Source organism: Vibrio caribbeanicus ATCC BAA-2122, assembly GCF_000165125.1.
GTDB classification, from domain to species: Bacteria; Pseudomonadota; Gammaproteobacteria; order Enterobacterales; family Vibrionaceae; genus Vibrio; species Vibrio caribbeanicus.
In genome coordinates this window covers 1-23163 of record NZ_AEIU01000120.1, presented here as the reverse complement: position 1 = coordinate 23163, position 23163 = coordinate 1, and the positions used below count along the sequence as shown (strand labels likewise).

Annotated in this window: 21 protein-coding genes; 9 read left to right on the top strand and 12 right to left on the bottom strand. The window is 40.0% G+C overall.

All coding sequences use genetic code 11. The features are described from left to right. Positions 1-89: 89 nt before the first annotated feature. The 3 genes from RH40_RS19320 to rsuA form a co-directional block, all read right to left on the bottom strand. Positions 90-749, bottom strand: a complete 660-nt coding sequence (locus RH40_RS19320; RefSeq protein WP_009603406.1) for a DUF2913 family protein — start codon at positions 747-749, stop codon at positions 90-92. Further along, on the bottom strand, positions 749-1951 hold the full coding sequence (locus RH40_RS19315) for a Bcr/CflA family multidrug efflux MFS transporter (protein WP_081455038.1): 1203 nt from the start codon (positions 1949-1951) through the stop codon (positions 749-751). The genes RH40_RS19320 and RH40_RS19315 overlap by 1 nt, the downstream gene beginning before the upstream one ends. Before the next feature lie 95 nt (positions 1952-2046). Beyond that, positions 2047-2748: a 16S rRNA pseudouridine(516) synthase RsuA gene (gene rsuA, locus RH40_RS19310; RefSeq protein ID WP_009603404.1), complete on the bottom strand. Its 702-nt coding sequence runs from the start codon at positions 2746-2748 to the stop codon at positions 2047-2049. A gap of 73 nt (positions 2749-2821) precedes the next feature. On the opposite strand from rsuA, the gene radD reads away from it, so the two are divergent. The 4 genes from radD (at position 2822) to RH40_RS19290 (ending at position 7121) form a co-directional block, all read left to right on the top strand. Beyond that, positions 2822-4561 (top strand): DNA repair helicase RadD, encoded by a 1740-nt coding sequence (gene radD, locus RH40_RS19305; protein ID WP_009603403.1) that lies wholly within the window; start codon positions 2822-2824, stop codon positions 4559-4561. A 68-nt stretch (positions 4562-4629) separates the two neighbouring features. Continuing rightward, positions 4630-5124: a PepSY domain-containing protein gene (locus RH40_RS21120; protein WP_009603402.1), complete on the top strand. Its 495-nt coding sequence runs from the start codon at positions 4630-4632 to the stop codon at positions 5122-5124. A gap of 13 nt (positions 5125-5137) precedes the next feature. Beyond that, positions 5138-5797, top strand: coding sequence for a response regulator transcription factor (locus RH40_RS19295; protein ID WP_009603401.1), 660 nt, complete (start codon positions 5138-5140; stop codon positions 5795-5797). Further along, positions 5787-7121, top strand: coding sequence for an ATP-binding protein (locus tag RH40_RS19290; RefSeq protein ID WP_009603400.1), 1335 nt, complete (start codon positions 5787-5789; stop codon positions 7119-7121). The genes RH40_RS19295 and RH40_RS19290 overlap by 11 nt, the downstream gene beginning before the upstream one ends. 61 nt (positions 7122-7182) lie before the next feature. On the opposite strand, the gene RH40_RS19285 is transcribed toward RH40_RS19290, so the two are convergent. Then, a complete protein-coding gene (locus RH40_RS19285) occupies positions 7183-7878 on the bottom strand; it encodes a glycosyltransferase (protein WP_009603399.1) in 696 nt (231 codons plus the stop codon). Positions 7879-8169: 291 nt separating this feature from the next. Between RH40_RS19285 and rplY the strand changes: the two genes are divergently transcribed. Continuing rightward, positions 8170-8448, top strand: a complete 279-nt coding sequence (gene rplY, locus RH40_RS19280) for a 50S ribosomal protein L25 (RefSeq protein WP_009603398.1) — start codon at positions 8170-8172, stop codon at positions 8446-8448. Positions 8449-8660: 212 nt separating this feature from the next. On the opposite strand, the gene RH40_RS19275 is transcribed toward rplY, so the two are convergent. From RH40_RS19275 to RH40_RS19265, 3 genes are all read right to left on the bottom strand, one after another. Beyond that, positions 8661-9122 (bottom strand): hypothetical protein, encoded by a 462-nt coding sequence (locus RH40_RS19275; RefSeq protein WP_009603397.1) that lies wholly within the window; start codon positions 9120-9122, stop codon positions 8661-8663. 478 nt (positions 9123-9600) lie between these two features. Continuing rightward, on the bottom strand, positions 9601-10272 hold the full coding sequence (locus tag RH40_RS19270; protein WP_009603395.1) for a hypothetical protein: 672 nt from the start codon (positions 10270-10272) through the stop codon (positions 9601-9603). 99 nt (positions 10273-10371) lie between these two features. Beyond that, a complete protein-coding gene (locus RH40_RS19265) occupies positions 10372-10896 on the bottom strand; it encodes a GNAT family N-acetyltransferase (RefSeq protein WP_009603393.1) in 525 nt (174 codons plus the stop codon). Between the two features lie 440 nt (positions 10897-11336). On the opposite strand from RH40_RS19265, the gene RH40_RS19260 reads away from it, so the two are divergent. Next, complete coding sequence (locus RH40_RS19260; protein WP_009603392.1) at positions 11337-11840, top strand: hypothetical protein; 504 nt, start codon at positions 11337-11339, stop codon at positions 11838-11840. A 178-nt stretch (positions 11841-12018) separates the two neighbouring features. Here RH40_RS19260 and RH40_RS19255 read toward each other — a convergent pair whose 3' ends face one another. From RH40_RS19255 to RH40_RS19250, 3 genes are all read right to left on the bottom strand, one after another. Continuing rightward, positions 12019-12951 (bottom strand): DHH family phosphoesterase, encoded by a 933-nt coding sequence (locus tag RH40_RS19255; RefSeq protein ID WP_009603391.1) that lies wholly within the window; start codon positions 12949-12951, stop codon positions 12019-12021. A 298-nt stretch (positions 12952-13249) separates the two neighbouring features. Next, entirely contained in the window at positions 13250-13570 is a 321-nt protein-coding gene (locus tag RH40_RS20490; protein WP_081455037.1) for a hypothetical protein, read from the bottom strand. A gap of 301 nt (positions 13571-13871) precedes the next feature. Next, positions 13872-14264 (bottom strand): VOC family protein, encoded by a 393-nt coding sequence (locus RH40_RS19250; RefSeq protein ID WP_009603389.1) that lies wholly within the window; start codon positions 14262-14264, stop codon positions 13872-13874. A 720-nt stretch (positions 14265-14984) separates the two neighbouring features. Between RH40_RS19250 and RH40_RS19245 the strand changes: the two genes are divergently transcribed. Together RH40_RS19245 and RH40_RS19240 are read left to right on the top strand one after the other, a co-directional pair. After that, positions 14985-16073 (top strand): DUF4234 domain-containing protein, encoded by a 1089-nt coding sequence (locus tag RH40_RS19245; protein WP_009603388.1) that lies wholly within the window; start codon positions 14985-14987, stop codon positions 16071-16073. Then, a complete protein-coding gene (locus RH40_RS19240) occupies positions 16070-18004 on the top strand; it encodes a DUF3857 domain-containing transglutaminase family protein (RefSeq protein ID WP_009603387.1) in 1935 nt (644 codons plus the stop codon). The genes RH40_RS19245 and RH40_RS19240 overlap by 4 nt, the downstream gene beginning before the upstream one ends. Before the next feature lie 65 nt (positions 18005-18069). On the opposite strand, the gene ggt is transcribed toward RH40_RS19240, so the two are convergent. Then, entirely contained in the window at positions 18070-19806 is a 1737-nt protein-coding gene (gene ggt, locus RH40_RS19235) for a gamma-glutamyltransferase (RefSeq protein WP_009603386.1), read from the bottom strand. A gap of 641 nt (positions 19807-20447) precedes the next feature. Here ggt and RH40_RS19230 point away from each other — a divergent pair. Further along, complete coding sequence (locus tag RH40_RS19230) at positions 20448-20921, top strand: hypothetical protein (RefSeq protein ID WP_009603385.1); 474 nt, start codon at positions 20448-20450, stop codon at positions 20919-20921. Between the two features lie 73 nt (positions 20922-20994). On the opposite strand, the gene RH40_RS19225 is transcribed toward RH40_RS19230, so the two are convergent. Next, positions 20995-22782, bottom strand: coding sequence for an FG-GAP repeat protein (locus RH40_RS19225; RefSeq protein ID WP_009603384.1), 1788 nt, complete (start codon positions 22780-22782; stop codon positions 20995-20997). Between the last annotated feature and the right edge of the window lie 381 nt (positions 22783-23163).

Here is a 23163-nt window from a genome sequence, read left to right as displayed (position 1 = left end):
GGGCCACCTCATAAGAACCTTGTCTTATATTGAAGTGGCAACCTCTTTTTGAGTGACAATGTCACTTAAGAACTCGAAAACCTCACCCATTAAGCATTAAAGTTAATTGGTATTTCAGCTAGCTGGTTGCCTAAATTCCCAGGAAAAATAAGATACTCACCGTGGTACTTTACGTTGGATTTGTAATCGGTCACTTTGTGAACCATGAAACCCGCAGCTGAGGCCTTCTCAACAAAGTCAGCATGATGCCCCCTAACAAACAAACTCATTGGACGCACTAATTCAGCACCATCGAAACAGTCATCACATTGATTCGAACATAACGCGAGAGAATTAGGGCCCTCTGTGAAAATCTGTACTTTCCCACAATTAACCAAAGGCTCAGATGTGGAAACTTCCCAACCGCTCTGCTCCATCATATCCAAGAATTTATCGATAGACTTATCAGTTATCGTCCACTCCTGATCTCCCTCAGGGAAAAAATATGCATAAAAATCATCAATACGTTTAAAGGTACTCATTAAATCTGAATTATGGCCTTTTGAGCGTCCTTGTTTTTGCCAGCGAACCAGATCTTCAGAGACTTGTTTAGAAAAGTGTTGTGATTTCAGAGCCTTCGTTACCCAACGAACCAAAAATAAGTTATTAGCTTTGGCGCCGTTGACCAAACGCCCAGATTGATGCTCAATAGCTACCTCCTCTAATGCTGAGCTAATGAGTTTTCGTATTTCTAACGTGTAATTAGACATTATGCAGTTCTTCCAAATCGATAATAACAAAGTGCTGAAGCAGCAGCACAGAAGGCCATCATAGCAACCATAGATAATGTGATACTTGCAGGGAAAAAAGCGACAAGTCCTCCTACGAGTGAACTGATTCCAAAACGTAAACTGCCTGACAATGATGATGCAGTCCCTGCCATTTTTGGGTAGTGGCTCAGTAGCAGTCCAGAAGCGTTACTGCCTATGGTTGATAAAGTGGAAATATAGAGCGCAATAAAAAGCACTAGTTGCCAAAATTCAGGGCCAATGAGTAGGCTAACAAAAAGACCTACTCCTGCTAGAAATTGAATAGCCAAGCCAAGTCTGAGCATAAAATGAGATCCAACTTTTTTGACTAGGCGACCATTTAAGCTGGTCATTACCATCATAGCGACAATATTAAATCCAAAAAAATAGCCAAAGTGATCGGGCTTTACACCATAGACATCAATATAGACAAATGAACCCGCAGTCAAAAAAGCAAACATACCCGAAAAGGAAAATGCGCTACAAAGAATCAAACCCATTGCAACTGGATCTTTAAACAAGGAAAGATAGTTTCTAGCCACCACACCAAAACGTAAGCTTTGCTTATTTTTTTCACTGAGAGTCTCAGGAATTTTACGTAAAACTGCGATGCCAATTAAGATAGCGATAACCGTCAGAATAATAAAAATGGCTCGCCAACCAAGCCAAACAGAAATATGCCCACCCAGCAAAGGCCCAACCAAGGGTGCTATCGTCATTATCAGAGTAACAAAGGACATCACTCGCGTGAAATCTTCTCTATCAAACATATCACGCACTATTGCTTGGATAATGACTGCCACTGCCGCGCCTGCGAACCCTTGAAACCCACGAGCGATCATTAAGGTTTCGATGCTATTCACCATGGCGCTTAATACCGATGCAATGGCGAAGAAGAAAATTCCTATCAGTAATACAGGCTTGCGACCAAAACTGTCGGCCAGTGGACCATGAATTAGCTGACCAACTGCAAACGCGCCGATATAAACGGATAATGTCATTTGCACTGCACTTTCAGCCACCGCCAAGTCTTTGGCAATATTTGGCATAGCAGGCAGGTACATATCTATCGCGAGCGGCGTCATTGCAGCAATCGCACCTAACAAGATAAACAACAATGTATTTACCTTTGAGGCAGTAGGTATTGAGTTTTGCTTTATCATAGTCTCACGTATTTTATCAGAACGAGTTCATGGTCTAGTGCAATACACTAGCACTTTGATTTCTTCACTGTTTCACAGTCACAACAATGCAAAAGCTAACCCCAAACTGAATCAACCTCCTCTTGAGTAAGATACCGATAATCACCAGGCTCTAAACTTTCACATAACTCGATTTGCCCAATACGTTCACGGTGTAGGTGCTCAACTTTATTTCCCAGCGCAGCAAACATACGTTTCACTTGGTGGTATTTACCCTCATTGATTGTGAGTAGGACCTCATTTTCTTGAGCATCCACCAATTCAAGCTTCGCAGGTAATGTTAGACCCTTTTCATTACGGAGTTGAATACCTTTGGTAAACTCGTCAGCATAGTGAGGTTGAATTGGATCTGCCAGCCATACACGATAGGTTTTATCACATTTGTGCTTTGGTGAGGTAATTCTGTGTGACCACTGGCCGTCATCAGTAATTAAAACTAAGCCGGTAGTATCAACATCTAACCTACCCGCAAAGTGTAAATCTTCAATCCTTACTTCATCGAGTAACATAAACGCGGTCTGATTGAAACCATCCTCATGGGAACATACAAAACCATCCGGCTTAAATAACATGATATAGCGAGGTCCAGGTTTTTGAACCTCACGTCCTTGCCACTCAACGATACTGTGGTCATCCACTTTAAAAGCGCCGCTTTTTTGCACCTGTTCATTGACGGTAACATCACCACTTTTGATGATTTTTGTCGCCTCTTTACGCGTTGCACCTAATGCATCACACAAATATTTATCTAGCCTCATGGATACCTCATTTTGGTTAAGTGGGGTATTATAATCGCACCATGATAAATAGTTGAGTAATTTCCGACAATTTATGTACGCACTTCGCCCATATCAAGCTGACTCTGTTAAAGCTGTTATTCACTATTTTCGCAAGCACACCACTCCCGCGGTACTTGTTCTTCCAACAGGTGCAGGTAAAAGCTTAGTAATAGCCGAACTTGCCAGGTTAGCTAAGGGACGTGTATTAGTTCTGGCTCACGTCAAAGAGTTGGTGGAACAGAACCATCAAAAATACGAAAGCTACGACCTCAAAGGCTCTATCTTTTCAGCAGGACTCGGGCGCAAAGAAACCGAACAACAAGTGGTATTTGCCTCGGTTCAATCCGTGGTGCGAAATCTTGATCAATTTAAAAACCAGTTTTCTCTGCTCGTTATCGATGAATGTCACCGAGTACCAGACAATACCAATACCAGTTACCAAAAAGTTATCAGGCACTTGCAAGATCAAAACTCCGGCATCAAAGTGCTAGGATTGACGGCAACACCATATCGACTTGGGATGGGCTGGATCTATCAATATCATACCCGTGGTCTAGTACGCAGTGAGGAACCTCGGTTTTTTCGCGATTGTATTTTTGAACTACCGATACACTATTTACTCGATGAGGGTTTTTTAACACCGGCGAGAATGATGGATGCGCCAGTATTAAGTTATGACTTTTCCCATCTTACCCCTGCCAACACTGGGCGGTATAAAGAGGCTGAACTTGATATGGTTATCGATAAAGCCAAACGCGCAACACCACAAATTGTGGAGCAAATTATTCAACTTGCTGCAGAAAAACAAGGCGTAATGATCTTTGCTGCAACTGTACGCCACGCCCAGGAAATCTTTGGTTTGCTCCCCAATCATGCAACGGCTCTCATCACAGGCGAAACTCCGGGACAAGAGCGCGATAATATTATCCAAAAGTTTAAAAACCGAGAGACTAAGTTTTTGGTGAATGTCTCGGTTTTAACCACAGGTTTTGATGCACCACATGTTGACTTGATCGCTATCTTGCGTCCGACCGAATCGATCAGCCTTTATCAGCAAATCATTGGTCGAGGGCTAAGGTTATCGCACGGTAAAAAAGAGTGTTTAATATTAGATTATGCTGGAAATAGCTACGATCTCTATCAACCAGAAGTAGGGGCAGAGAAGCCAGACTCCGACAGCGAGATCATTACCATACCCTGCCCCGCCTGTGGTTTTAACAACAACTTTTGGGGCAAACTCGATAATAATGGCTTTTTGATTGAACATTATGGCCGCAAATGTCAGGGCTTTTTCGAAGACGATGAAAGCGGCGAAAGAGAGCATTGCAATTATCGTTTTCGCGCAAAATATTGTGGTGAATGCGGTGCAGACAATGATATTGCAGCTCGTATCTGTCACGAGTGTGATGCCACTCTAGTCGATCCTGACAAAAAGCTTAAGGAGGCATTAAACCTCAAAGACGCCTTAGTTTTTGAGTGTCAAGAGATGCACCTTAGCGTTCATAAAGATGATAAAGGTAAAAGTAGTGTCCGCATTTCTTACATCGGAGAAAACCAAGCACAAGTATCTGAGTTTTGGTCACTGAGCACCAAAAAACAAAAACAGACCTTTCATCAACAGTTTGTTCGTCCCCACCTTGCTGATAAACATCGTCCCTTTGAACCAGCCTCGCCTGCTAAAGTCGTCGATCACCAGCATAGATTTAGACCTCCACAATTTGTTATCGCACGTAAATCTGGGCGTTTTTGGAAAATGCGCGATAAAATTTTTGCTGATGAGTTAACCAACTAAACTCTATTCACTTGGTGTTCATTTATGAATAGGTATACTCTGAGCGTAAGATTCGATTGGATATTATTATGCAAAAACTTACCTGCTTAGCATTATTGCTCACATGGATGGCGGGCTTCACCCCTCTTTCGACTATCGCAAAAGAACCGACTCGTGAGGGAAATGAGCAAGTGCTTGTCCAAGATGTACGAAAACCGAGCACAAAAGTCGAGTTTGATGATAATCATATCGCAAAAGAACCAACTCGTGAGGAAAATGGGCACGCGCTTGTCCAAGACGTACGAAAACCGGGCACCAAAGTCGAGTTTGATGATGATCAAGACGAAGTCTACGAAGCAGTACAAAAAGGTTACGTCAAACCTTTTTCTGAAATGTACGCAGCGGTTGAACGCGACCTAAAAGGTCGCATCATAAAAGTCGAACTAGAAGAAGATGATGGCATTTGGATTTATGAACTGAAACTCAATCATGAAAACAACATCATCAAAGTAGAATACAACGCACAAACCCTTAAAATGCTAGAAATAAAGGGTCGTGATTTTAAACAAGCCTTAAAGAAATAAAGAAGATACTGTCATGAAAATCCTTGTTGTCGAAGACGAGCCCCGCTTAGGTGAACAAATCATTGAAGCTCTTGAACAAAATGAATGGGTACCAGAACTTTCTCAAGACGGCATTGATGCGCTCTACCGGGCGACCTCAGAAGAATGGGACGCCATTGTCCTTGATTTAGGCCTGCCAAAACTAGACGGCCTAACTGTACTTAATGGCCTGCGTGATGAAAACATCAACACACCTGTTATCATTTTGAGCGCCCGCGATACCCTGACACAAAGAATTGAAGGGCTTAACGCTGGCGCGGACGATTACCTCACCAAACCATTTGAGATGCCTGAACTTATCGCTAGGATCCGAGCTCAGCTACGACGCGCTTCAGGCAACGCCTCACCGGTCATGCAGATTGGTAATCTTAGCTTGGATACCCGCTCATCCAAAGTCATGTGGCAAGGACAAGCAATTTCCTTAACCGCACTAGAGTACAAAGTTGTCGCTTACTTTATGCATAATCCTGAAAAAGTGATCAGTCGTACCGAATTAGTCGAGCACATTTACAAACAAGACTTTGACCGCGACTCCAATACCATAGAAGTCTTTGTTGGACGCATACGCAAAAAGATAGCGCCGAAGGTGATCAAAACCGTGCGCGGCCTAGGATATCAGCTCAATGCCGAATAAAAAGCAATTTGTTTTTAAACGCCTAAGTCTTAAAAGCCGTCTTGTATTGGCGGCAGTTGTCTGGTTAACCGCCATGGTCATTGCCGCTGGAGTGAGCGTTCCAAAACGAGTTTACAACTATATGGTGGATGACACTCGCTCTCAACTTTCTGTGTATATGGATGAACTTTCGGCTGCTATGGAAGCTGATCAGAACGGTAAGCTTTCTCTCACTTCTACCCTATCCGACCCACGTTTTAATCGTCCTTATAGTGGGCTATATTGGTCGGCACAGACTCCATCAGATTTGCTCCGTTCTCGCTCTCTTTGGGATCAGAAAATCTCTACCGATGGTAAAAATACCTTTGGTGCGCGTCACGAAAAACTGATTTATCTGCAAACTAAACTCTACTATCCTGATTTCGACGCTCCAATAGAGATCTTTGTGGGAATTGATGAGCAACCAATCAAAAATACAGTGCGAGAATTGATGAATCAGCTGTGGGTTATTCTTGCCTTACTTTATTTTGGAATACTACTGGTCATCATGCTTCAGGTACAATGGTCACTGTTTCCTCTCAATCGCATGCAAAAAGAGCTCTCACAACTTCGTAAAGGTGAAAAAACCAGCCTTGATGAATATTACCCTAAAGAAGTCGCACCTGTTGTTGACGACCTCAATGCACTAGTTTTTCACTATCAAGAATTGCTTGAACGAGCGCGCCATCATGCTGGTAATCTTTCTCACGCGTTAAAGACACCTCTCTCGGTGTTAAAAAATGAAATCAACACACTCGACCGAGATACACAGAAATTACTCGCCACACCTATAGAGCAAATTCAAAGTCAAATTGACTATCACCTCGGGCGAGCTCGTATGGCAGGAGCTAAAAATATTCTTTCAGTAAGAGCTAATCCTGCCGAAAGAATCGATGCCATTTCCATGGCATTTAATAAAGTATACGCTGAGCGGGATCTTACTCTCATTAACGAACTCGACTCAGAACAAGAAGTCTCGGTTGATCAAACTGACCTTGATGAAATGCTGGGTAATTTATTAGAAAATGCCTATAAATGGTCACATAGTATCATTCGTGTACATGCAGAAGTTCTGGATTCCGATGAGATAAAAATCACCATTGAAGATGATGGCCCCGGCATCCCGGAAGATAAGTTGAGCAATGTCCTTAAACGAGGCGCGCGCCTCGATGAAAGTACACCAGGTACAGGTCTGGGGCTCAATATCGTTTGTGAAATGGCCCACAGTTATCGCGGTACTCTCGATTTAACTCGCAGCTCCATGGGCGGCCTTAAAGCCCAATTAAGTTTAAGGCTTGCCGGATAAATTCAATTATTAACAATAGTGAGGAATTCCTCACCATTGTTAATTTTCTCTGTTTTTCTCATTAAGCACTCTTTTTAAACTCTCCACAAACAGCACGTTTGACGGTGTCTTTGTAAAATTGAAAACCAGATTTAATCGACGCCTTTACCTCTTCTTTGTCAGTGTGACGTTCTAGGCTCAGGGTGAGCAGGCGAAAACGCCATGTGTTGCTTGCCCTTTTGATGTAATCATTAGTGCGATAACGAATAATTTTTTCGTCAAAGCCACCGATACGTTCATGGACCGTTTGAGTTGAAAATAAACAGACATTGGTGATCGATGGGAACAGATATTGGGTCATAAACAGCCCAGCATTAAAACACAGCGAAGCCCCTTTTTCTGCGAGCCCAGAGCCCTCATTGCCAACATAAACCCCTGCGATATCGAGATGCTTTTTCTCTAACTGAGCGCACGCTTCACTTAAAAAATTAGCCGGCAACTTGGCTTCTGCACTCAAAAAAAGTAAGCGTTCATAACTAGCATTTTCGGCCCCTACATTACGACAAATCGCATGATTGCTTTCCGGCGCCTTGTGAATACTCATTTCAGGAATCGACGCTTGGTAGGCCTTGACTACATCTGAAATGTTACCTTCAGGGCTGGCATCAACCAGCACCACCTCAAAATCTTTATAAGTTTGCTGGCTTAGGTCTTCCATCAATCGTGTGACTCGTTTATCTTGCTCTGTGGTAACAATAATTACGCTTAATTGACTCATAATATCTTCCTCTTAGTTGGTATATTTATCACTTTACGTTTAGAACACTTAACCAATCGTGATGGGCTTGTTCACTTTCCATTCAGACAAGTTAAACCGTCTGTGAACACAATCTCTTAACTCGAGGATAAATTCTGTCAATATAGCCAATTTTTATTGCGAGATAAGGCTGACAATGTTAGTATCCGCGCTCGTTTTAAAGTAAGTCTTTTCTTGCTTTCAAACGCAGAGCACATAGCAAGGTCGCATTGCTTGTGTGAATTTAAATACTTTATATTTGAGAGTAATACTATGAAATTTGAAGCAGTAGTACGTACTGAACTAGGTAAAGGTGCGAGCCGCCGCCTACGTCACGCTGGTAAATTCCCTGCAGTTGTTTACGGTGGTGAAGAAGCAGCCGTATCTATCGTTCTTAACCACGATGATATCGTTAACCAAATGGACAAACCTGAGTTCTACGAAGGTATCGTTCTAGTTATCGACGGCAAAGAGCTTAAAGTTAAGCCACAAGACGTTCAACGTCACGCGTTCAAGCCAAAAGTTGAGCACATGGACTTCATCCGTATCTAATTCCCCACCAAGGAATTACGTTAGGATTGAAGCCTAACCTTTTGCATACATCAGATAAGCGACCTTACCAATCGATTATCTAAAAATTAGAAACCCCGATGCTACCAACATCGGGGTTTCGCCGTTTTTGGGTGTTAGTTACACTAGTATACTTACCTGACCTTTTGAAGAGATGAACCAAAAACGAGTAGGATAGCAGTATTTTTCTCATATTAATCCTTTATAATTATGTAGCCGATATTATTTTCACGGCTGTATTTATAATCCTCATCATACAACCAGTACTTATCTTTTCTCAGATAGTCTCTGTATATAGATAACTGCTTTCTGCTTTTATCAGTAACTATCTTTATTGGGATTTTCTCACCAATAGGATGTGAGTTTTCGCTCAGTATAAAGTGTAAAGATTTCAACTCACTCAGCACTAAATCTTCATTTATAGATCCTGAAACCTCAAATATCAGTACATTTTCATTTAAAATATGTTTTATATTCTCTCTCGCTAAGTAGGGAAAGAAGAAGGTCGTAATAAAAATAAGAAAAAATGGAAAGCAGAGTATAATTTGATACTTGTTAAAGCCTCTTATAGAGAACCAAATGACGAAAATCGCCGTCATGGGCAATATGGTTACTTGACCAGTGGAATAGAAAGCATCCAAAAACTCTAATAACAATAGTATATCCTCTAAAAAACATTAATATACAATAAAAATATATTCAAATAAAATATATGTCTTATGAATTTCAGGAAACATCATCGGTTGAGTGTTTTATTGAATTTTTGATTACCTACGACTCATCGTAACCTTATATACTATGCTCGTTTTCTTACTTAACCAATATAGGCTTGCTAACTTATATACTCTGATCTTACATAAATGCATTTGCTTACATTTTATATCAAGCGTAGATTTAATTCAGAAAAATTAGGCTCTAAGATTTTATGAACTCACACGTTTAGTTGACTTCATCGTTTTGAGGTCTTCACTACTTGGCTTAAAATTTTGCGATAGCAAAACTAATTTGATGTAGGTCACTACTATAAGGTATTACCATCAATCAGGTACCAAACGAATTTATAATCCACTTAAGCCGTAATGACTAAAGACATTTGAAGCCGAACAGCACTAATCTATTTGAATTACTGGTTACTTATTTAATACTGAATACATAGTCAGGATAATCATTATTCAGTGCCTCCACTACATCCAGCCAAGCTCTTTTTTCGAGTAACTTAGGAGCGATGGCTTCCGGTATTAAAGACCAACTCTTTAAATGAAAGCCCCAAGATAAACCACCCACTGGGTAAAACACACCATTAAGCTCAGATAAGCCAAATAATTTCCCACTCCAGTTTAAAGTTATATGGGGAGCCGAGGTCCAGCTAGGATTATCTCGAAACACCTCACCAACACTGTAGAATGGATTACCACGATCACGCTGCTCTTGGCTAGCGACATCAACAAAGACCCAGTGTGGTCCAAAGTCACCCAAGGACGCATGTTTTCCAGAAAACTGTACATCCCCTGATGTTTCCACAATATGCAGCCAATGTGTGACATCTGGGGATGAAACCTCAATCGAAGGGAACTTTGGAGCTAAGCAATCAGCATTACCTGACTCGACAAACTGGATATTAAAAATGTCATTTTTATTCCACTGCTCAATGCGGTATTTCTTGTTTTTAGGATCATTGAAGCAAGAGCTATAATGGCCATTTTCAATATTCGTTGAAAGCAATAAATTCCGATAGAGAGAAAACGAAAGATAAGTACCAAGAATAACTATGAGTAACAAAAACGAACCATAAATATATTTTTTCATATTTTTTCAGTTTGCCTCAACAGATAATGCATATTCGTCCATCTGGTCACTTTGACGTGGTTTATTCATTCTATGCTGACTCTTCTAATTCTAAATAAATTACTTTGTATTTATCGCCCTAAGACAGAAACTTTCTAACTCCTTGCAGCCGTAAAGATTCACACCTTTCACCGGTTGCATTCCTATTTTTGAAAGGACAGATTTAGAACCAAAATTGTTTGCCATTGCAACCCCATAAAGTTCACTGTGCTGGGTGTTGTCAAAAAACCAAGTGGCAAGCAATTTGGCAGACTCAGTAATCATTCCTTTACCTTCATACTCGCTGGCGATACCAAAACGAATATCAACATACTTCGGGTTTGGAGCATACTCAGCTCCTACAAACCCAACCTTCACAATTGGGTCCTCTTTTAACGCAACGACAAAGGTACCAAAGCCATACTTGCTCCAATGCTCGATACGATTAAAAAGGTATTTCCTTTGATGCTCATCAGAATATGGCGCTTGGTTAGGAAGAAACTTTGTTTGAGTTGGGCTAGACAATATTTTTGAAATGACTTCGAGATCTCCAGAGCTAATTTTCATCAACATTAATCTTTTTGTTTCAATCATCATTTTTTCCATTAGTGCATATTACCCAAGGATAGATTATCAATGAAAGTCATATTTAACAATGACTTATTGACAATAATCTATCAATATTAGAAACAGGAGGTAAGGAAAAAAACTCAACAGAATTGAAAGAATGGATCAAACACTCGTTTTTAGCAGCCGTAGGCAAACATCAGTTGCAAAGCTTGAACTGGATTTTTTTCACCAATCTTTGATAGGGAAAAGTAGGATGTAGCCGTCTTTGAGCAACAAATCTTAGATAAAAGTAAAACCAAGTTTCGGGGTTGCACTGCTCAAAATTCAATCAAATCATGGTTATTATTTACAATAACGACTAGTTGTACCGATTATGAGATGTGTCGCATAATAGAGGTGTTGAATAGAAATAATTCAAACTGTATAAATTGAGGATATAGAATACGGATTAAATGACTATATTGGAATTAATTCACATGAAAAACTTGTTTATATTGAGCATTTTAATAATATCATCTCCCCAAATTAGTGCTGAAGAGGTGAAAGAGCAAATTTGGCACAGAGACTCTAAAGACTATCAAACCTACTCGGTTAATAGCTACGACAGCAACTACCAAGCAGTAATGCGAAAAATACACTCAAAAGGTGATTCTCCAGCTCATATAGATTTCAGGTTAATAATGGAGCAAAGCTTCTGTAACGATAAAGGTGACGATTTCAATACTACGTCAATCATAGAAGTTAATAGTCAAGAGGTTGAATTTTCCTTGGGCTGCTCTGATGGGAGACTCATGAATATAGTGCCCTTAAATAAAAGAGGAAAGTACTACATACTGGAAGAATTTGAGCAATACACTTCAAAGAATGTTACTTTTGTTTGGGCAAAGGAAGGGGAAAAAGACTTGGTCTTTAATTTCTCTACTGAAGGTTTTAAAAACTACTTCAGGTCGATAAGGAAATCCACTAAAAAGCCCATTTAACAAAGGCTAAAACCATATAAAATGTGTGTCGATAACTATCCACCCACCTTAAAATGATTTAATAACAGAGGCTTAAGCTGAATATATACCTCACCACACAACAAGCGTAACCGGTATTTTATTCCTTTACGGAAAACTTCCATTCAAGCCTCGCCCTCGCCCTGATGAAACTGAGTCACTAGCCGTCAGCGGTAATGGTTTTTATCAGCTCTTGCAGCACTTGGTCTGCCTTATCATTATCAATTTGGCATGTCCCCGCCGCTTTATGGCCACCACCACCGTACTGAAGCATCAGCTCGCCTACGTTAGTCTTGGAACTTCTATCAAAGATAGATTTTCCAGTAGCAAATACAGTATTTTGTTTTTGAAAGCCCCACATCTTGTGAATAGAAATATTACACTGTGGGTAGAGTGCATAAATTACAAACCGATTGCCTGCATATATTGTTTCTTCATCAGTGAGATCCAACACCACCAAATTGTCATAAACTGTCGCACATCGTTGTATTTGCTGCTGAAAGAAATACTCGTGTTCTCTGTAGAGCTCTACCCGCTCCGCAACATCAGGGTGTTTTAGTATCTCTTCAATGGTGTGCTTGGTACAGTAATCAATCAGATCCATCATCAAATTGTAGTTAGAAATCCTAAACTCTCTGAAGCGTCCAAGTCCTGTTCTCGCGTCCATAAGGAAATTAAGTAAATTCCAACCTGTTGAGTCTAGTACCTCATATCGCGTGAACTGCGCAGAATCACCTTTATCAACTGCTTCCATCATTGTTAACCAGGCTGAAGGAAACACGCTTTCACCACCATAATGCTCCCACACTACCCTTGCCGCTGAAGGCGCATTGGGATCAATAATATGATTAGGTAACTCGCTCGAATTACGAATCGTCTCAGATAGGTGGTGATCAAAAACAAGGTGGGCATTCTTAACGTACGGGAGATTGGTCACTATATCAGACGACGTTATTTCAACCAGTCCATCCTGCATGTCTTTGGGATGAACAAATTTTATATCGTCAATAAGGTCAAGGTGCTTGAGTAAAACTGCACATACTAAACCGTCAAAGTCACTGCGCGTTACTAACCGATATTTTTTTTCCGACATCTATATTTCCTCACCTCTACGTGTTCCCATTTGAGTCCACTATCACCAACTTTACTCTTCAACTGGCAGATTGATTTCCAGTTGTAATTCTAGTTTAGACACCTACGATCATTTCACAAACTTACGTGTAGCTTTTCCTTGCCTCTTATACCCAAGTAACCCCAAGATGCTAGGTTCAGCGAGAATGGCTTGATTTACAGACAAGGCAACGATTTGAAAATCTATTCACCTAAATTGAAAGTACAAAAGCGTGAAAAGCCGAAAACAGGTTATTGACAAAAAAATGCCTTCTAACAGGCTATACCCCCCTCACATTCACCTGAAATCGCAATGTTTCTGGGTAAGCGTCCATCCACAAAACTCTATCAACGTCTAGTGTCAATGATTCTAAACAAGATTCTACGTAACCCTTATACTCACAGCACATCACGCTAACGACAGTATCATCCGATAGTATCTCATCACCGATGTAACGATAAGTTCCGTTGTACTTGCTGGCAATCGCCTCAAGTGGAGAACTGGCCTCAACTAAAAAGTAGCTATGCCAATTACTGATGCAATAGTATTTTTTGATAGGACGAGCCTCACACTTAGAAGCGAACGAGTCAAAAAATAACAAGTTACTACGAGAGGGACAATCAGGAGGGGTTTGAAGTGTGGTGTTGAGGAGAGATGTTTATCGGTATCTAAATTTAATGCAAGAAGGAAGGTCATAACTGAATACAGATCAAATTTAAAACCTATTTTTGAGCTTCATTCAAAGAAATATGTAGCACCCGACTTTGAGACAACCTGAAAAGTGCAATTTGTAATGTTATTTTCTGAGCAGTCGCCATGGAGACTGCTCAAAATCCTGAGTTTTAAGTCATTTGAATATACTCTTACTCGGAGCTAAGAGTATACTGAACAAAACGAAAGTATTAGTCGCAGCGGTACATTCCGCAGATTTTGTGGCCATCAAGATCTAGAAAATAACACAAGTGTTTTTTCCCAGTAGAGTTATCCCTCAAGCCGGGAGGAGCTTCAATACTCTTAGCTCCGTTTGCTATTGCAACAGCGTGAAATTCTTGAACTTGCTGCGGTGACTCGCAAACAAACCCTATTGTTGAACCGTTAGCAAAGCTCGCTGGTTCACCATTAATAGGTTCAGTGATGCAAAAAACTGAGCCATTGTGGGCATAAAACAACCTTTGTTGACCCGTTTCATTCTTATTTCTTACTGGGTTATTTATGCCGATTACCGCTAAAATAGAGTCGTAGAATTTTTTCGAGCTTTCAATATCATCTGTTCCAATCATGATATGACTAAACATTTTTCTATCCTTCTATACTGCTCAATTGCTATTTTTTCCATGGTATTAATTGTTCAAACTCACCACTTAACGTACATTAGAGGCTTCTGAAATACAGGCCCTCTAATCTCCTAGAGTAGCTTTTAAAGCTACGAGAATAAAATAACTTTAAGCAATATTAACGCTCTATTTATTGAAAATTAGTTATTATTTTTATACTAGAATTTATAGAGTATCAGAGTAACTTCTTAATAAATGGACGAACCCTCTTTGGAATGAGGACTACCCACTCGATACTCAACTTCTCAACCCTATCGGCTATACAAGCTTTGTCCCCAAATCCACAAAGCAGCACCTGATGAAACAGGAACAACTGAGTTTACTATTGACTCTTCAGCGGGAATGGCTTGCTTTACAGGCAAGACAACGATTTGAAAATCTAGTCATCTAAATATAACGTACAAATTATGATCATAAGGTCCAAAGGTTATTCAATTAATTGCAATTAAACTTAAAAGATACTTATTTAATCTACATTACTAAATACATAAAAGTAATGAATATATTGACCTATTAGTATTTATGTTTAACGCCCCTACTGTTATTATCCACTATCAATTCAACATTATCATTGGAAACAACTGAAGATAGATACACCTAGCCAATAAAAAAAGTGCTGTCTAAAGTATCTTATAACTCCCAAATATTCATGGCTTTTAATACAAATATGGACTTTTAAAAATGTCAGACACAAGCGATATACCTTTCGATGAATCGGAAAATATCTCTCCTCTTGATGAAAAACAAACAAAAAAAGTGAAGATGTCTTATCCAAAAAAACCAATATTCGATTGGTTTTTAATGTTTAGTACTTTGGGCCTTTACGCCATATTTTGGCTCTATCGCTGCATTAAAGAACTAAATCAGATATCTCAATGTAACTTTAAACCTTGGTTATGGATATTTGTGCCACCTTTTGCTTTAGTCCAATATCATGCCTTTCGACGTTTAGATAAGGCACTGGTTGACTTAGAGAGTGATGATTCGAACCCAAGAGTTGGAAAAATGTTTTATAGTGGTGTTCTTGGTTTCATGCTTGCCACAGTATATTTTACCGCAACCTCAAAATGGGCAACGCCTATGTGGTTAGAGTTTATTATCATTTTAATCTCCACTTCCTCATTCTGTGCCATCTCATACAGAGTCAATTCTCTAAAACGTCAACTAACAGGAGTTGAATTTACTGGTAAAGAAAATGGTTATAACAAACTCGAATGGGCGACTGTTTTGATAATGACGCCAATCATTGTGGCCACCTTTGCATTCACGATAATTACCCCATTGATGGCACAAAAAATTGATGTGCATCACGATAAATCTATCTTTGTTCAAGAGAAACACAATTACAAGATAACGTTTCATGGAGACGATTGGCAACAAATGGGACTCGGCACTTATTCGGATGGAACCGCATTGGCCGAATTTAAAAGCGCGGATTTCGAGTCCTACTTTCTAGTTTTTGATTACGACGGCTTTAATGCCGATGAATTGAATGATCATATTCGCTGGCGTCGTGAATGGATTGAAGAGCAAATCGGTCAGTCGAATTGTATCGAAAAACGTCACCTTGTAGGTGAGGAGTTTGCTGTAAAGGCTGAAATGATCTGTAACGAACTATCAGCAATCCCAGAAGCTGCTGGATTTGTTGCATTCATTGCTACCCAAAATAAAACCTATGAATTGCTCGGAATCTTGTCCCAACCCCGCTCGACCTTCAAAAGTAAAAAAGTACACTTTGAAACAATGCTGAAGGAATTTACCCTGCAATGAAACTAAAATATTTAATCGCACTGACTGGCTTTACGTTGTTCCATCCATCTCTTATACAAGCCAGTGAACTTTCGCAAGTGGCATGGCAGTTATCACAAGACAATTTAGGCGATATCTTGTCATTGTCATCCAATAATGAACAATATAAAGAAATGGTTCAGCTACTTCGAGAGATAAAATTTGATGTCAAAAAAGATGAGGTAATAGAAAAAAGAACCTTAGTTAACTATTTTCCTCGATTTGTTGATGCAGAGTCTTATGGCACCATGAGCTTACGCTTTGATCCAAACTACCAAAAAGTTATCATAAAAGCTGCCAGCTCTATTTCCCCCACTGGCGAAATAAAACAAATTAAACCCTATAAAGCTGAAATATTGAATACAGGCTCTTATAACACCTTTTCTAGCCAAAAAGAGGTTGCATTAGCAATCCCCGGTTTAAAAGAAGGTAGTATTGCAGTGCTGAAGTATGAAGTCGTAACCAACCGTTCACAAATGGAGCATAGTTGGGCAGAAGAGCTTTTTACCCAGCAAAACTATCCAATCCAAACATATAACTTGAACGTAGCATGGAATGAAGATTCACCAATATATTGGTCAGAAAATAGTCACAAAATTGACTGCAAAAAAACAGACAAAAGTCTTGATTGCCGAGGAAATGATATCTCTGCATTTAAAGACGATTCTCAAGTATTATGGCGTGATGAAATTAGTCGAATTACGTTGAGTTCAATGAATTCTTGGCGGGATGTCGCAGATTTAGCGAAAAAAATGATGACAGCCGCATCGAGAAACCAATCTGGTTTAGATGAACTTTTGCTTGAATTAACTGCGGGCACACAAGACACGAGTGAAAAGATCGAGCGTATTTTAGCATTCGTTTCCCGGGACATTCGATATGTTTCCCATTCAGAGTATGGGCATGCATTCACACCACATGACATTGAAGAAACAATCAGGAATCGATACGGAGACTGTAAAGACAAATCTACATTACTTTTTAGCCTGTTAAAAAAACTCAAATTAAAACCAGAGCTAGTGCTGGTTGCAACCAAACGTAGCAGGCCTGAGCAAGTGCTTATGCCCAGCATGACTATTTTTAATCATGTCATAACATGTTTTGAATTCGACAGTACACGATATTGTGTCGACCCAACCGACAACCAAACACCTTGGCGATACACACCAGCTTGGATACAAGGAAAGTTATCATTACCACTGACTCAGGATTCTCGATTAGAGACAATTCAACATAGCCCTTATCGTTGGAAAATGAATACGACAACACAGATTGTTTTTGACGAATTGGGAGGACAAAAAGAAACACAAACGCGTAACTATATCGGAGAGTATGCTGCAATTATTCGCTCAAATTTATTTGAACTCAATAGTAATGATCGAGCTGAAAAACTAACCGATGAATATCATGAAATTGTTTCTTCCATAGGTAAACCCACGTTCTATATCGAAAATATTAATTCGATGGCAGACAGCGTAGCAGTCCACTCAGAAACTATTCTTGATCCTTTTTTGAAAATTGGTGAACCGCTCGCGTACGAGGAAGGGGATGCTTGGATGAAAAACGAACTATCTGAGTTAAAAATGTTTAATGAATTTTATCCTGCATTTTTCCAAGGGGTGAGAGTAAAATCGACTGTCAAGTATGATACTAATGATTTTTGGGAAATCACTGACCTCCCCCCTACTCTCGAATTAAAACACCCACTAGGCTCATTAATTCGTCAAGTAAATCTGAAATCGCCAACAGAACTCTATATTGAAACCGTCCTTGAGGTAAAAGCTGGTATTGTAAATCCAGAGGATCGGAAATACTTCAACACAATGTTGAGAATATATTCAGAACAATCGTTAATTAAGTTTTATGGAAAAATTTCGAAGTCAATTAAACAGGTAGACAAAGCCATTCCTTAGTAGAAAAAGATTATTTCAAAGTGGTCTTGAAAAGAGGGCAATGCCCTCTTTACTAAGTTGTTTCTTTAATCGCCCAATGATGTTGAACCGCGACGACGATCTGTCCCTCCATAAATCTCACCGTCTTTAACCTCTATGGCATTAATGCCACTGACCACAGGGATAACATGTACGGGATACCCCATCTGCTCAAAGTTAGGTACTAGTCTCTCTGCAAATGTTCGCTTTTCTACTAAAAGGCCCTTCGGGTTATATGGCTTAGTGCGGTCTATTTTCGTTCCATATTGGATGTTCGGTAAATCAATGGCTTGTTGGATCGGAAGCTCCCAATCTAAAACACCTACGATGGTTTTCAATACATAACCTGGAATTTGCGCACTACCGGGAGATCCTAAGACTAGCCTTAATTTGCCATTTTTATCGGTAACAATTGTTGGTGTAATGGCTGAACGAGGTCGTTTACCTGCCTCGATAGAATTTTGAGATGGTTTACCCTTGATATAGGGAACAGTCGAAAAATTGGCCATTTGCGCATTTAATATAACACCGTCGACCATTATACCTGCCCCCATTCCTGAACCTATAGTGCTGGTCATTGCGATCGCATTTCCCTCTGAATCAACAATCGAGATATGCCCGGTATCATGGCTCTCATAACCTTGATACTCAGCAGGTATCTTGCCATTCAAGGTAACGTTTCCTGCTGCTGGTTTACCCTTTATTGATCCATCTTTGGGTACTAATGAACGACGAGTGGCTATGTAATCATCGTCAAGCAGCTGTTGGGTTGGGGTTTCAACATAATCGGGATCGCCAGCATAACGAATGCGATCAGCCTTTGTTAGACGCATCGTTTCCGTCATTAAACGCCAAGGTTCTGCATCTGTTATAGCCATTTCCCCGATATCGTAATCCTCAAGCATCTTTAAAGTTTGACTCACCATCAAACCGCCCGATGCTGGATAACCAAAAGAATAAATATGATTACCACGATAGCGAATATGTATGACTTCTCGCTCTTTAATTTGATAGTTTTTAAAATCACTCAACGTAAGCTTAGCGTCGTCGTCAGTAAGACGGCTGTTCACCTCTTCTACAATATGTTGGCCCAGTGTACCTTCATAGAGATAGCTATCCCCATACTTGGCAATGTTCATTAGGGTTTTCGCCATCTTGGGGTTTTTCATTAGTGTTCCGGCAGACTGAATATCATTCTTATCCCAGTATAGTGTTTTAATCTCTGGGTCTTTACTCAACCTGTCTCGCTCACGGACAATAATATCATGAGTATAACTATTCATAGAGTAACCGTTTGTAGCGTAGGAAATTGCTGGCACAATAAGATCTTGCCATGGCAATTTTCCGTACTTTTGGTGAGTCTGGTACATCAAGCGTAGTGTGCCGGGTATTGCGACCGAGCGAGGACCAAAAATATCGTCTCGCTTCATAGGCTTGTTATTTCTCATAAACATGTCGGGGCTTGCGCTCGATGGTGCTTCTTCTCTACCATCAAATGCATGAAATTTTCTCTTTTTTGCATCATAGTAGAGCGCAAATGTTCCTCCGCCGATACCTGTCATATCTGGCTCGACCACAGACATCACCATTTGCATTGCCACCATAGCATCAATCGCATTACCGCCCTTTTTGAGCACTTCATATCCTGTACTCGTCACATAAGAATTGGTTGCACTCACCATGAAATGATCACCAGAGTCATTTGATTGAATGGGAAAATGTGATGGCTGACCTGCTAGGACAGTTGCACTCAAAAGTAGTAAAGATGAAACTTTCAACAACATACCGTTCTCCAATGATAAACAGATGAAATTTCTCACTTATTTTGACATGTTCAAGTATTCAAAGTTCATTTCACACACCGGACGCTAAATTATACCGGTGTTCACAAACCGGCAACTAAAGCTAGGAAACCAGCCAAAAGTCACAAGTCTCTTTAGGTCATTAGTCTGAATAATCTGTGAAAAGCCAGATTTATGTATAACCGACGAATTCGAATGTAATTTGAACCAAAAATATCAAAAAAGCCGGACGTACGTGATATGCGCACACACCGCCGAACAACGAAAAAAGTGCTTAAGATTGTGCAGTGTTGTTTTCCTTAAGCTCTATCCGCTGACGATTCCGCATCTCCAAGGCACTTGGGTGTACATATCTTTTGAATAATAGGACTTTACTTTTGACACTTTACACATAAAATCTGCAGTTTCTAGAAAACGAGTAGCCGTAGACCCGCTTGACAAGCGGTAAGGTTCAAAAAATAAACAATGAACGTGGTCAGCCAAAATGAAAATAGTATGATACTAAATTCTGTTAAAAAGCTATCTTCATTCCAATAAAAAATGGCCTCCGCTAGTTTTATTGACTTTTTTTCACGTTTAATATGTTTCTATCCTTACCAATGGATGTGAAATTGACCACAAACATGAACAAGGATCACACAGAGTTGGCTGTAGAAGCGATGATAAAATACGGACAAGAAAATATTAAATACATATGGTTAGTCGCAGTGACTATGATCATGCTAGGTTGTTCTACGGATCCATGTGTTGATCTTAAGTCGATCACACTCATATTTGATGGTTCAGAGCTGACAGCAGAAATACAACCTGATAGTAAATTTAAAGCTCACGTTGACAATGACAACATACGTATCAACTTTTCAGGCTCTATAAAAAGGGTTAAACAAGATTACCTTTTGGACGTGTTAGTTGTTAAAGAAAGTAAAATCTCCAAAACAACCAATCAAGTGAATACAACCATAATTATTGAGAAAGACAAGGTTGATGAACCTATTATTATTGCAGGTATCTATCAACATGCAGAGTCAACTGATGAAAAAAACAACGTCAAGGTAACAGTTTCAGCAAGCACAATGAGTATCAAACTGAATCGATGACTGACTGTGTAAAATGATAATTTAACCACAATAATGAATGTTTAACGAGTGTAACGCCCACTCTAATTATAAATTAATAAATATAAACGGCTCCTGAAGAAGCAGCATTATTATCAGATTGATCTCCATTAACTCCCGTATCATTTGAATCTTCACCAATTGCACCAACAGCGAGCTTTTCACCATCCGCGGATATGGAGATTGAAGTCCCATACATATCTAAAGCGTTGGTATTAGATGCCTTAATATAAGCTTCCTGCGTCCACTCAGAATCGAAGCGGAAAAGATAAGCGGCACCTGCCTGATTGGCGCCATTGGTCGCTTCATCACCATTAATCCCTGATACATCTGATTTTTCCGACATCGCACCAACTGCGAGAGTATTTCCATCAAATGAGAGTGACGTTGAGTAACCAAATCTATCTCGGGCCTCAGCATTAGAGGCTTTAATGTAAGCTTGTTGGATCCACGCAGATTCATAGCGGAAGAGATACACGGCACCGCAAAACCTCGCACTGTTGTCCAATTGATCATTGTTCACTCCGGTTGAGTTCGAATCTTCTCTGTAAGCTCCAACTGCAAGCGTAGTTCCATCGGCAGATAAAGAGATTGATGAACCAAAGGTGTCACCAGTGTCGGTATTTGATGCCTTAAGGTAAGCTTGCTGCGCCCATGCCAAATCATAGCGGAATAAATAGACAGCTCCCGAATCCAAAGCACTATTATTCGATTCAACCCCGTTCACTCCAGTGCTATCTGAGTCTTCATTTTCTGCAGCAACCGCGAGTATACTCCCATCAGATGAAAGAGATACCTTCAATCCAAATGTATCACCAGCTTCAGTGTTTGAAGCCTTAATATAAGAGTGTTGAGCCCAACCAGAACTATACTGAAAAAGATAGACAGCTCCCGAACCACCAGCACTATTGTCTAATTGAGAACCATTGACTCCCTGAGCATTCGATGCCTCTCCGGGCGCACCAACTGCAAGAGTATTGCCATCGGCAGACAAAGACAGAGATGATCCAAATAAATCACTCGCTTCAGAATTTGACGCTTTAATATAGGCTTGTTGATTCCATCCTGATACGTCACGAAACACATACACAGCACCAGAGTCGACTGCCGTATTGTTTAATTGAGAACCATTGATTCCTTGAGAATTCGATGCTTCTTTGGGAGCACCGACTGCAAGCGTATTCCCATCAGCGGATAACGATACTGAGGTTCCAAATGCATCATTAGTCCCTGAGTTTGAAGCCTTGATATATGCAATTTGCTCCCACAGACAAGATATTATGTTAAAACGAAATATATACACCGCACCTGAACCTGAAGCACCATTATCTGACTGATCACCATTCGCCATATCGGCATCAGAATCCTCACCGATTGCACTAACTGCAAGCGTGTATCCATCTGCAGAAAAGGATATCGATTCACCGACATTATCATTGGCTTCTGTATTAGAGGACTTGATGTACTGTATCAGTGAGGTTAGATCTTCTGATGTCGAAGATTTCTCATTGGACGACGTTTCTCCAAATTCGTTAGAGGCAATAATAAAGAACGATGACCTTAAAAATTTAAAAGTACTAACGTGTGAAACAGTACAACTGTTCTCTTCTGACGTCGTGACTTCATCGCAAGAATTTGGCTTACTAACATCTTTCAAACACAGCTTATAGCTGGTGGCACCTTCCGATTCTTCCCAAGAGAAGGTTGCACCTTGGCTCGAAAACGTAATGGAATGTAAATTAAATGCACTTGGTAGAGTACCAGAAACGCTACCGCTGTGATCGTTACAGCCGGCCGAAATCAGTAAAAATATACAAACAGGTAAGAAGTACATTCTAGCCATCACAACCCTTGCCTTTTTATTAGGTAAGATTGAATGATTACCTATTCTAAATGAAATAGAACGGTAGCAAGAAGACCTTAAACACAACTAGCCAATAAGCTTTTTATCATGTAATCTTTTGATGCCTACTTTAACTGTAGTTCATAACTTGCAGCTCACCAGCAAAAAATTGCATATCTCTATTCGCAAAATCTCAAGACTCATGTAATAGGGTTTAGACCTTAAATATTATGTATTTTATGGGGACACAAATAAAATTTTCCGTCTTTCATCATGTGTCCCGTACTAGATTGCTGCGCTGATTAAAAACCGTGCTATCAACAAGTGAATTCTAAATACAAAATCTTCATATTTTGCACTTATCCTTCGACGGAACTCTCC

What these genes read in the sequence shown, in the direction of transcription:
- RH40_RS19255 (WP_009603391.1), bottom strand. Translation starts at nt 12,951, where the DNA reads ATGTCGGAAAAAAAATATCGGTTAGTAACGCGCAGTGACTTTGACGGT.
- RH40_RS19290 (WP_009603400.1), top strand. Translation starts at nt 5,787, where the DNA reads ATGCCGAATAAAAAGCAATTTGTTTTTAAACGCCTAAGTCTTAAAAGC.
- RH40_RS19285 (WP_009603399.1), bottom strand. Translation starts at nt 7,878, where the DNA reads ATGAGTCAATTAAGCGTAATTATTGTTACCACAGAGCAAGATAAACGA.
- RH40_RS19265 (WP_009603393.1), bottom strand. Translation starts at nt 10,896, where the DNA reads ATGGAAAAAATGATGATTGAAACAAAAAGATTAATGTTGATGAAAATT.
- rsuA (WP_009603404.1), bottom strand. Translation starts at nt 2,748, where the DNA reads ATGAGGCTAGATAAATATTTGTGTGATGCATTAGGTGCAACGCGTAAA.
- RH40_RS19320 (WP_009603406.1), bottom strand. Translation starts at nt 749, where the DNA reads ATGTCTAATTACACGTTAGAAATACGAAAACTCATTAGCTCAGCATTA.
- RH40_RS19270 (WP_009603395.1), bottom strand. Translation starts at nt 10,272, where the DNA reads ATGAAAAAATATATTTATGGTTCGTTTTTGTTACTCATAGTTATTCTT.
- RH40_RS19225 (WP_009603384.1), bottom strand. Translation starts at nt 22,782, where the DNA reads ATGGCTAGAATGTACTTCTTACCTGTTTGTATATTTTTACTGATTTCG.
- radD (WP_009603403.1), top strand. Translation starts at nt 2,822, where the DNA reads ATGTACGCACTTCGCCCATATCAAGCTGACTCTGTTAAAGCTGTTATT.
- RH40_RS19250 (WP_009603389.1), bottom strand. Translation starts at nt 14,264, where the DNA reads ATGTTTAGTCATATCATGATTGGAACAGATGATATTGAAAGCTCGAAA.
- rplY (WP_009603398.1), top strand. Translation starts at nt 8,170, where the DNA reads ATGAAATTTGAAGCAGTAGTACGTACTGAACTAGGTAAAGGTGCGAGC.
- RH40_RS19245 (WP_009603388.1), top strand. Translation starts at nt 14,985, where the DNA reads ATGTCAGACACAAGCGATATACCTTTCGATGAATCGGAAAATATCTCT.
- RH40_RS19315 (WP_081455038.1), bottom strand. Translation starts at nt 1,951, where the DNA reads ATGATAAAGCAAAACTCAATACCTACTGCCTCAAAGGTAAATACATTG.
- ggt (WP_009603386.1), bottom strand. Translation starts at nt 19,806, where the DNA reads ATGTTGTTGAAAGTTTCATCTTTACTACTTTTGAGTGCAACTGTCCTA.
- RH40_RS19295 (WP_009603401.1), top strand. Translation starts at nt 5,138, where the DNA reads ATGAAAATCCTTGTTGTCGAAGACGAGCCCCGCTTAGGTGAACAAATC.
- RH40_RS21120 (WP_009603402.1), top strand. Translation starts at nt 4,630, where the DNA reads ATGCAAAAACTTACCTGCTTAGCATTATTGCTCACATGGATGGCGGGC.
- RH40_RS19240 (WP_009603387.1), top strand. Translation starts at nt 16,070, where the DNA reads ATGAAACTAAAATATTTAATCGCACTGACTGGCTTTACGTTGTTCCAT.
- RH40_RS19260 (WP_009603392.1), top strand. Translation starts at nt 11,337, where the DNA reads ATGAAAAACTTGTTTATATTGAGCATTTTAATAATATCATCTCCCCAA.
- RH40_RS19230 (WP_009603385.1), top strand. Translation starts at nt 20,448, where the DNA reads ATGAACAAGGATCACACAGAGTTGGCTGTAGAAGCGATGATAAAATAC.